General features: G+C 57.6%; 9 protein-coding genes. 6 read left to right on the forward strand and 3 right to left on the reverse strand.

All coding sequences use genetic code 11. From position 1 onward, the window contains the following. Nucleotides 1–46: 46 nt before the first annotated feature. From betC to ACR0JF_RS07760, 6 genes are all read left to right on the forward strand, one after another. Nucleotides 47–1,579, forward strand: a complete 1,533-nt coding sequence (betC, locus tag ACR0JF_RS07735; RefSeq protein WP_480669093.1) for a choline-sulfatase — start codon at nt 47–49, stop codon at nt 1,577–1,579. A 1-nt stretch (nt 1,580) separates the two neighbouring features. After that, nucleotides 1,581–2,375 carry an SDR family oxidoreductase gene (locus tag ACR0JF_RS07740; protein ID WP_170661390.1) on the forward strand — a complete coding sequence of 265 codons (795 nt, stop codon included), beginning with the start codon at nt 1,581–1,583 and terminating at the stop codon, nt 2,373–2,375. Nucleotides 2,376–2,529: 154 nt separating this feature from the next. Further along, nucleotides 2,530–3,459 (forward strand): 3,5-dioxohexanoate:acetyl-CoA acetone transferase, encoded by a 930-nt coding sequence (gene kce, locus ACR0JF_RS07745; protein WP_170661389.1) that lies wholly within the window; start codon nt 2,530–2,532, stop codon nt 3,457–3,459. Between the two features lie 12 nt (nt 3,460–3,471). After that, nucleotides 3,472–4,893, forward strand: coding sequence for an aminobutyraldehyde dehydrogenase (locus ACR0JF_RS07750; RefSeq protein WP_170661388.1), 1,422 nt, complete (start codon nt 3,472–3,474; stop codon nt 4,891–4,893). Then, on the forward strand, nt 4,886–5,632 hold the full coding sequence (locus tag ACR0JF_RS07755) for an SDR family oxidoreductase (RefSeq protein ID WP_170661387.1): 747 nt from the start codon (nt 4,886–4,888) through the stop codon (nt 5,630–5,632). The genes ACR0JF_RS07750 and ACR0JF_RS07755 overlap by 8 nt, the downstream gene beginning before the upstream one ends. Continuing rightward, entirely contained in the window at nt 5,632–6,558 is a 927-nt protein-coding gene (locus ACR0JF_RS07760; protein ID WP_170661386.1) for a 3-hydroxyacyl-CoA dehydrogenase NAD-binding domain-containing protein, read from the forward strand. Before ACR0JF_RS07755 ends, ACR0JF_RS07760 begins: the two co-directional genes overlap by 1 nt. A 601-nt stretch (nt 6,559–7,159) precedes the next feature. On the opposite strand, the gene ACR0JF_RS07765 is transcribed toward ACR0JF_RS07760, so the two are convergent. The 3 genes from ACR0JF_RS07765 to ACR0JF_RS07775 form a co-directional block, all read right to left on the reverse strand. Continuing rightward, a complete protein-coding gene (locus ACR0JF_RS07765; RefSeq protein ID WP_170661385.1) occupies nt 7,160–7,741 on the reverse strand; it encodes a disulfide bond formation protein B in 582 nt (193 codons plus the stop codon). 9 nt (nt 7,742–7,750) lie between these two features. After that, nucleotides 7,751–7,906 carry a DUF5993 family protein gene (locus tag ACR0JF_RS07770; RefSeq protein ID WP_425084400.1) on the reverse strand — a complete coding sequence of 52 codons (156 nt, stop codon included), beginning with the start codon at nt 7,904–7,906 and terminating at the stop codon, nt 7,751–7,753. Between the two features lie 145 nt (nt 7,907–8,051). Further along, nucleotides 8,052–8,996, reverse strand: coding sequence for an aldo/keto reductase (locus ACR0JF_RS07775; protein WP_170661384.1), 945 nt, complete (start codon nt 8,994–8,996; stop codon nt 8,052–8,054). Between the last annotated feature and the right edge of the window lie 294 nt (nt 8,997–9,290).

Raw genomic sequence — 9,290 nt, forward strand, 5'->3', positions numbered from 1 at the left:
AACGCGCGCAGTCACCGCATATTGGCAGGCAGGGAGGAACAGCATCATGCCAGCAACACCAAATATCGTCGTCGTGATGGCCGACCAATTGGCACCGCAATTTTGCGGGGCCTATGGCCACCCGGTCGCCAAGACACCGCATATCGATGCGCTGGCCGCGCGCGGGATGCGGTTTGATGCGGCCTATTGCAACTCACCACTTTGCGCACCTTCCCGGTTCGCCTTCATGTCCGGCCAGTTGATCAGTCGTATCGCCGCCTACGACAATGCCTCCGAATTCCGCGCCAGCGTGCCAACATTCGCGCATTACCTGAAGACGTTGGGCTATCACACCTGCCTGTCGGGCAAGATGCACTTTGTCGGCCCCGACCAGAAACACGGGTTTCAGGACCGCGTGACCACCGACATCTACCCGTCCGATTTCGCCTGGACGCCCGATTGGGAGGCCCATGATGAGCGCATCGACAAGTGGTACCACAACATGCAGACGGTCAAGGAAAGCGGCGTGGCCGTCGCCACCTTCCAGACCGACTATGACGACGAGGTCGGCTTTGCCGCGCGCCGCTGGCTGATAGATCGCGGGCGCGATCGGGCGCATGGATCGGAAGCGCCTTTCTGTATGGTCGCCAGTTTCATTCACCCACATGATCCCTATGTCGCGCAGCCGGAATGGTGGGACCTCTATGACGATGATGACATCGATATGCCCGAGTTCACGTTGTCACCCGAAGACCAAGACCCGTTCTCGCGTCGAGTCATGGATGGGATCGAAGCCAGCTACGTGCCTCTGACAGACGAAGAAGTCCGGCGCGCGCGCCGTGCCTATCTGGCTAATGTTAGCTTCTTCGACAGTCAGGTAGGCAAGATCGTCAGGACGCTCGAAGACATTGGCGAGCTGGACAACACCATCGTCATTGTCACTGCAGACCACGGCGACATGCTGGGTGAGCGCGGCCTGTGGTACAAGATGAACTTCTTCGAATACTCGGCTCGGGTGCCCTTGATCATGGCCGGGCCGGGGGTCGCCAAAGGCCGCGCGCCCAAGGCCTGCTCGCTACTGGATCTGTTGCCCACCTTTGTTGATATCGGAGGCGGCACCCCGGAGATGTTTGGCGAAACGGTCGACGGCCGATCACTAATGCCACTGGCGCGCGGTGAGGCCGACCCGGTGGACGAGGCGATCGGTGAATACTGCGCCGAAATGACCCCCTGGCCGGTCTTTATGATCCGGCGTGGGCCGCTGAAATACATCCATTGCGACATCGATCCACCGCAGCTTTATGACCTGTCGGTTGACCCGTTCGAGAAGGTGAATGTCGCTGCTGATCCAGCTTATGCCGAAGCCGCTGCAGGCTTTGCCGGCGAAGTCAGGGCCCGCTGGAACAGCGAACAGTTGCGCAAAGATGTGATCGCTACCCAGAAATCCCGCCGCGCGCTTCATGCGGCGATGGAAGCCGATGCTGGTGAGCATTGGGACTACAACCCACCCTCTGATGCCAGCCAGCAATATGTGCGCAATCATATGGATTGGACCGAAGCCGCAGGCCGTTATCGGTTCCCGCCACAAAAGGACGACTGATATGAAACTACAGGGAAAAATCGCCCTCGTAACTGGTGGTCGTGGAGGGATTGGTCGGGCCATCGTCGCGCGCTTTCTGCGCGAAGGTGCTATTGTCTATACCGCCGATCTGACACCACAAGGATCATTGACCAAACATGCCGATGATGGCAGCCGTTTTGTTGCCATGAACGTGGCGGATGAGGCTGCAGTAAAAGCTGCGATGGCGCAGATCGAGGCCGACGCAGGCAAGCTCGATATTTTGGTGAACGCAGCCGGGATTGAGATTGAGAAGACCATCGAAGACACCACGCTTGAGGAATGGAACCAAAGCTTCGCTGTAAACTGCACCGGCACCTTCCTGACCTCGAAATACGCCTTGCCCCTGATGCGCGCGGCGGCGAAAACCGGCGCTTCGGCCAGCATCATCAATTTTGGCAGCTATGATGGGTTCATCGCCGATCCCGGCCTTGCGGCTTATTGTGCCACCAAGGGCGCGGTGCATGCGCTGACCCGCGCCATGGCCTGTGACCACGGCCCTGATGGCATCCGCGTGAACGCGATCTGCCCGGGCTATATCGACACACCAATGCTGCAAAGTTTCTTCACCGGCGACGGGTCCGGCGGCGGAGGCAAGTCGATTGATGAGCTGCAACAGGCTGTTCGCGACGTACACCCGATGCGCACCTATGGCACGCCCGACGATATCGCGAACCTTGTCAACTGGCTCGCCTCGGACGAGGCCCGCTATGCGAGCGGTCAACTTTGGGTTCTGGACGGCGGACTGTCTGCGCAAGTCCAGCAGATGAGACTGTGATGTCAGAAGCGCTGCGCTCTCAAGAGCCGGAGGTCGCCGCTGGGATACCTCTGTTCGCATTTGGAGAGATGGCTTGGCGAAGGCCGATCTGGGGCATACCAGAGAACCCACGCCACCTCTTAGTTGTCCCTAAGACCTTCGAGGAGCCAACCACATGACCAAGCCCGTCATCATCACCTGCGCCCCCACAGGCGGCATTCACACCCCCACCATGTCGGAGCACCTGCCGATCACTCCGAGCGAGATCGCAACCGCCAGTATCGAGGCCGCCGAGGCCGGCGCTTCGATCATCCACCTGCATGCGCGCGACCCGGAAACCGGCAAGCCCGACCCGAACCCCGAGCTGTTCATGGAATTCCTGCCGCGCATCAAACACGCGACGGATGCGGTCATGAATGTCTCTACGGGCGGTGGGTTGGGCATGTCGCGCGAAGAACGCCTTCGCGCCGCGACGGTCGCCAGCCCGGAAATGGCAAGCATGAATATCGGGTCGATGAACTTCGGCATTTTCCCGATGAAGGACAAGTATTCGAACTGGAAGCATGACTGGGAGCCCGAATTCCTGGACATGACCCGCGATTTCATCTTCCGCAACACCTTCGCGGATATCGAATACTGCCTAAAGGAACTGGGTCAGGGCCACGGTACGCGTTTCGAGTTCGAATGTTATGACCTTGGCCACCTTTATAACCTGGCGTGGATCATTGATCAGGGTTGGATCGAGGGGCCGATTTTCGTGCAGATGGTTTTTGGCATCTTGGGCGGGGTGGGGGCCGATCTGGACAACCTGATGCACATGCACACGATTGCCAACAAGCTGTTTGGCGATGACTATGAATGGTCGGTGCTGGCCGCCGGTCGCCACCAGATGCCGTTCACCACGCAAAGCGCATTGCTTGGGGGGAACGTGAGGGTGGGTATGGAAGACAGCCTATACATCGGACCCGGAGAGAAAGCTGTGTCCAGCGCTCAGCAGGTTCGCAAAATTCGGGAGATCGTCGAAAATTTGGGGCTTCAGGTTGCCACCCCCGCCGAGGCGCGCGCGCGTCTGGGTCTGAAAGGCGGCGATCAGGTAGCATTCTAAGGAGGGGAGCACATGCAGACGAAGATGTTGATCAATGGCGAGCTTGTAGAAGGAGGCGGGGCGGCGATCCCGGTCCTGAACCCGGCAACCGGAGAAGAGATTTGCATCATCAATGCCGCGACCTCTGAGCAAGCAGACGCCGCAGCCGCCGCCGCGCATGAGGCGTTTGACACGTTTGGGCAGACCAGCCCGGCGGAGCGGTCGCAACTGTTGACAGATATCGCGGATGTCCTCCAAGACAACATCGAGGAGTTGGCCGAGTTGGAAAGTCTGGACGCAGGAAAGCCCTGGCCCTCTGCGCTAAACGACGAAACCCCGCTGACGCTGGACACCTTCCGCTTTTTCGCTGGTGCCGCGCGCACGATCACCGGGGTGACGGCGGGCGAATACGTAGCCGGTCACACTAGCATGATCCGCAAAGATCCGGTTGGACCGGTGGCGGCGATTGCCCCCTGGAACTACCCTTTGATGATGGCCGCCTGGAAGCTGGCTGCGCCATTGGCGGCGGGCTGTCCCGTGACGCTGAAACCCTCTCAGCTCACGCCACTTTCCACATTGAAGGCCGCTGAGCTGATTGCAGACATCGCCCCCAAAGGCGTCGTGAACGTTCTACACGGTTCGGGCCGCGAGATCGGCAGCCAGATGATCAACGACCCGCGCACCGAGGCGATTTCGATCACCGGGTCCAATGCGACCGGGGTCGAGGCGATGAAAGCGGCCTCTCGTCAGATCCGCCACGTGCATTTGGAGCTGGGCGGCAAGGCCCCCGTGATCGTCTTTGACGACGCCGATATCGACGCGGTGGCGGAAACCGTTCGCTATGGCTCGTTCTTCAACGCCGGTCAGGATTGCGCGCAACCCTGCCGCCTGCTGGTGCAGGATGCAGTCTATGACACGGTGGTAGCCGCTGTGCTCGATCAGGTTGGGCAGATCAAGGTTGGTGCGCAAAAGGCCGAGGGCACGGAAATGGGCCCGATCATCTCAGCCGGACAACGCAACACCGTGGCCGGATTTGTCGACCGGGCGCGCGACACTTGCGAGGTTGTCGCCGGTGGTAGGATGATCGACGGCCCCGGCTTCTTCTATGAACCCACGGTGCTCGCGAATGTGCCCCATGATGCGGAAGTGGTCTGCAACGAGATCTTCGGCCCTGTCGTTACGATCTCGCGGTTCAGCGACGAGGACGAGGCGCTGCATGTAGCCAATGCCGGTCCGTTCGGACTGGCTTCGTCGGTCTGGACCAACAATACCGGGCGGGCGATGCGGATGTCGGCGAAACTGCGCTACGGATTTACCTGGGTAAATACCCACGGCGTCGCGACCCCGGAGATGCCCTGGGCGGCGATGAAATCTTCGGGAACAGGTTGTGATATGAGCGTTTTTGCGCTCGATGCCTGCACCGCCGTCAGACATGTGATGATCGCCCATGGATAATTGCGCGATTGTCACCGGCGGAAGCCGGGGGATTGGCCGGGCTATTGTGGACCGGCTGTTGGCAGACGGTTTTGATGTTGTCACATGCGGACGCGGCGCCCGGCCTGAGGACATGCCGGAAGCGGTCGTTTGGGTCACGGGGGATGTGTCGAAATCCGGCGATGCGGCGATGCTGATCAAAGCCGCAAACAACGCATTCGGTCGAGTCACCTTGTTGGTCAACAACGCGGGCGTTCAGGTCGAAAAGACCGTGGCCGACAGCGATGATGACGATTGGGATCTGGTGATGAACGTGAACTGCAAAGGCGTGTTCAACATGTGCCGCGTGGCCTTGTTGGATATGGCCGAACATGGCGGCAACATCATCAATATCGGGTCAATCTCCGGTATGGTCGCGGACCCAAACATGGCGCTTTACAATGCGTCCAAGGCCTTTGTACACGGGCTGACCCGCTCGATTGCCGTTGATCACGGGCCAAAAGTACGCTGCAACGCGATCCGCCCGGGCTGGATCATGACGGAGATGGCCGAGGACGGGTTTGGCTTGGCAAAAGACCCGGAGAAAGCCATGGCTGACGCATTGGCCCGCCACCCGGTGGGCCGGTTCGGGGAACCCGCCGACATTGCCAACATGGTAAGTTGGCTGGCATCGGATCAGTCGGTTTACGTGTCTGGCGAATGTTTCACGGTCGATGGCGGCATGACTGCTGCCTCGCCCCTCAACCCGGGATTATTCTGATGGAATTTGCACATACGGCTTGCCTTGGTGGTGGTGTCATCGGAGCCAGCTGGGCGGCGCTTTTCTTGGCTTCTGGACGTTCGGTTGCGGTGTTCGATCCGGCGTCGGAGGTGGAAAAGCAGGTGCGCGACTATGTCGAGATGGCCTGGCCAACCCTGAGCGAGTTGGGACTGACCGAGAACGGCGCCCCTGACGCAATCAGCTTTCACGACAGTGCCGCCAAGGCAGTCACCGGAGCCGCGTTCATCCAGGAAAACGTGCCTGAACGCCTGCCCATCAAACACGCCACCTTTGCCGAGATCGAGCCGGTTCTGGACCCGCAAGCCATTGTCGCCAGTTCGGCCTCGGGCCTGATGCTGAGCCAGATGCAGGGAGGCTGGAAAGACCCCGCACGCTTCGTGCTGGGGCACCCGTTCAATCCGCCCCACCTGATCCCGTTGGTGGAAATCCTGGGCAATGACCTGACCGACCCGGCGGCAGTGGATGGGGCCGAACAGTTTTACGAAGCAGTGGGAAAGGTTACCATCCGGGTGAATAAGGAAAAGAACGGCCATGTCGCGAACCGCTTGCAAGCCGCTATATGGCGCGAAGCGATTTCATTGGTGGTCGAAGGCGTGGCGAGCGTCGAGGACGTGGACAAGGCAGTCTGGGCAGGACCCGGCCTGCGTTGGGCCGCGATGGGGCCAACCATGCTTTTCAACCTGGGCGCAGGCGCAGGCGGGCTTCAGGCATTTTGCGACCATTTCACCGACACGTTCAACGGCTGGTGGGATGATCTGGGACAGGTGCGTCTGGATGACGATGTTTCGCGCACCTTGATTGAAGGTGTGCGCGACGAGGCTCGCGGGCAAAGCCCAACTGAACTTTCGGCAAAACGCGACGCGTTGATCCTAGCAATGCAGAAAGCCACTGCAAGTTTGCGTTAGGCGATGAAACATATTGTGGTTAGTGGCACCAGGCAGGCCGGGTTTTCGCTCTGCGCTAACTTGGCGAGCGTGGGCGTTAGGGGCCGATCACACTGGTCGGAGAGGAGCACGCGCTGCCCTATCAGAGCTCTCAACAGTCCAAGACCTATCTTCTGGGCGCGATGGTACGTGAGCAGTTGTTTCTGCGGTCTGAAGCCTATTGCGGCAAAAAACGACATCACCCTGCGCATAGGCAGCCGCGTCTTAGAAAAAGACCGGGTCAGCAGGCAGGTGCGCACCGAAACAAGCAACGCCGTCCCCGATGATATCTGGTGCTGACAATTGTTTCACACTCGCGTCGCGTGCTAGGTGCCGTGGCGCAAGGGCCGCCCTCAATGCTTTAATGGCAGCGTGGCACTCAATTTCATTTGTATCTGATGCCCGAAAAGAGCCCAAAGCGGTCACCTGCCTCTACCGTGAACATTTAGTTGGTTACTAGCCCTTGATTTCGTCCTTGGCAATTGCTTGCGATCAAAACAAAGCGAGAGGTCGCCTTTGAATTTCTTCTTTGATTTTGGGAGGCAAAATACCGGAAAAACTGCGCACAAGATCTCTTCTCGGCCTAAGTTTCACCGGCTTCCTCAAACCTATCCAAAAACTTGTAGTCTGTTGGCGGATCGTCGCAAATACCTGGTCCACACTCCAATAGAGCTGAGCCTGCGTTGGCGGCTCCCAAAGCTAAGATCAACATGAACGCGGTTTTGGCCAACTTGCTTCCACCGAACCGTTCCGATGCCCTAACGTCCGCCGCTAGATCATATTGCTTTTCAAAGACAAGCATCACCGCGGTCCCGAGTATTATCAATCCGAAGGCTATGCCGGCCCAAGTGTAAAAATGCAGACCAAGAACCGGAGACCCATAGTGCCCGGTGCCGGGCACTATGTGCAGTAGGATTTGGCGGATCGAAACGCTGATGCCAAATATTGCTGCCACAAGGACGATTCCGTAGTTCCTTGCACGCGTGCCCCACAAGAGGTTTAGCCCGAGCCCAAACCCCACGGCCACGAAACCGACACGTTGCAATAGACACAGCGGACAGGGTAGTTCGTATAGAACAAGCTGAAAATAGAATGCAAGAACCAACACTAGGCAGACAGCCAGGGCACCAAGCGCGTTCATATTTCGGGCAAATTCAGGTGACATGGAACGATCTCACAGTTGGATTGAAAGCGGCGTTGTTGCATGAAATTTAAGCCAATAAACGCTCGCCAAAAGCGTGACTACGAAGAGAGCGTATGAAAGCCGGACGAGTTTATAGTAAGCGAGCCCCAAAGCGCATGTGAACAACGCAAATAGTAGTGCAATCATATTGATCCCTTTGACTTTTGGTTTCGCCGAGACTAGCAGGTATTGAGGGCACCGTTTCCTTTTCGAAACTCGGTTCTAAGCATCTTATCAAGTCTCAAATGGTCTTCCATCTTGTTTGCGATACTGCGCCCTCTGGGATTTAACTCTAAGCCTCTGGATCCTCCGAAGATATCCCGAGCTGGGCTAGTTCTTCCCAAACACCATCAGGGATGGACCACTCTGCCCATTCCATCGCCTGTTGAACATGCTGAGGCCATGTCACTCCGCAAATCGTCGAAGTGATGTCGTCATTTTTCAAAGAGTGTTGCAACGCGACCGCCCCGACTGGGACATCGTAGTGCCCGCATACCTCTTCAACAGCACGTATTGGCGCAAGTACTTCATCATCCGCAGGACGATAGACATATAAGCGATGGATCGCGCTGCCTCGGGCAAGTGCACCTCCGGAATAAGGTGCTGCGTTCAATATCGAAACGCCTCGTGATTTCGCGAGTTCTATGAGAGGTGCCGCGTTGTCGTTTACCAGTGTATGCCGGTTGTGTGTCAGGACCACGTCAAAATCCCAACCCTCCAAAATTGGCATCATCAAGTCGATACGTCCCGCTGCGATCCCGACCGCCTTTGCTAGACCTTCCTCCTTGATACGAAACAACTCTTCAATCGCGCCACCTAGTCCTTTGACCTCAGATAGGTCATTTGCATATTCGACATCATGCACGTGGAGTATATCGACGCTGTCGACGCTTAGGGCCGAAAGACTTTCCTCGAATGACCTACGTGCCTGAGAAGCATCAAAGGCACCGGTTTCCATATCCCGGTCGACTTTGGTGGAAAGCACCCGCCCTTCCGGCCAACCGCCAAGCTCACGAATGACTGTTCCTATGCGCTCTTCACTTCGCCCCGTGGCATAGCAACGGGATGTGTCCAGGAACGCATTTGGCTGCGAAAGAATTGCCCGAATTGTATCAATCGCGCGGTCTTCCTCAACTTCATACCCATAGATTTCAGGAATGCTTCCCAGCCCTGTCGATCCAAACCCGACGCGAGGAACCCGTATTCCTGTCTTACCAATTTCGCGTAGCTCCGCCATGCCAACCTCCCAATTGGTTCCGGACGTTCATAGATGTTGCGCGAGTAGCTTCTTGAAAACAAGTCAGAGTTTCCGCGAAGCTAATTGGTTGTACGGGGACCTTTCAAGCAATTGCACCCACAGGCTCTTGCGAAGAAGCCTGTTCCGCACACAACCCGGAAATTCGCATTAGATATCAACTGTGGCTTTCCCTTACATTCGCGCACCACTTGAAACGCAATGCCATCAGCGGCCGAAGTTGCAGACCAGTTAGGAGTTCGGCTATGCTTTGGCGCATTGCCCAAGTTTCTCTTC

The sequence above is a fragment of the Ruegeria sp. BG11 genome, assembly GCF_056538565.1.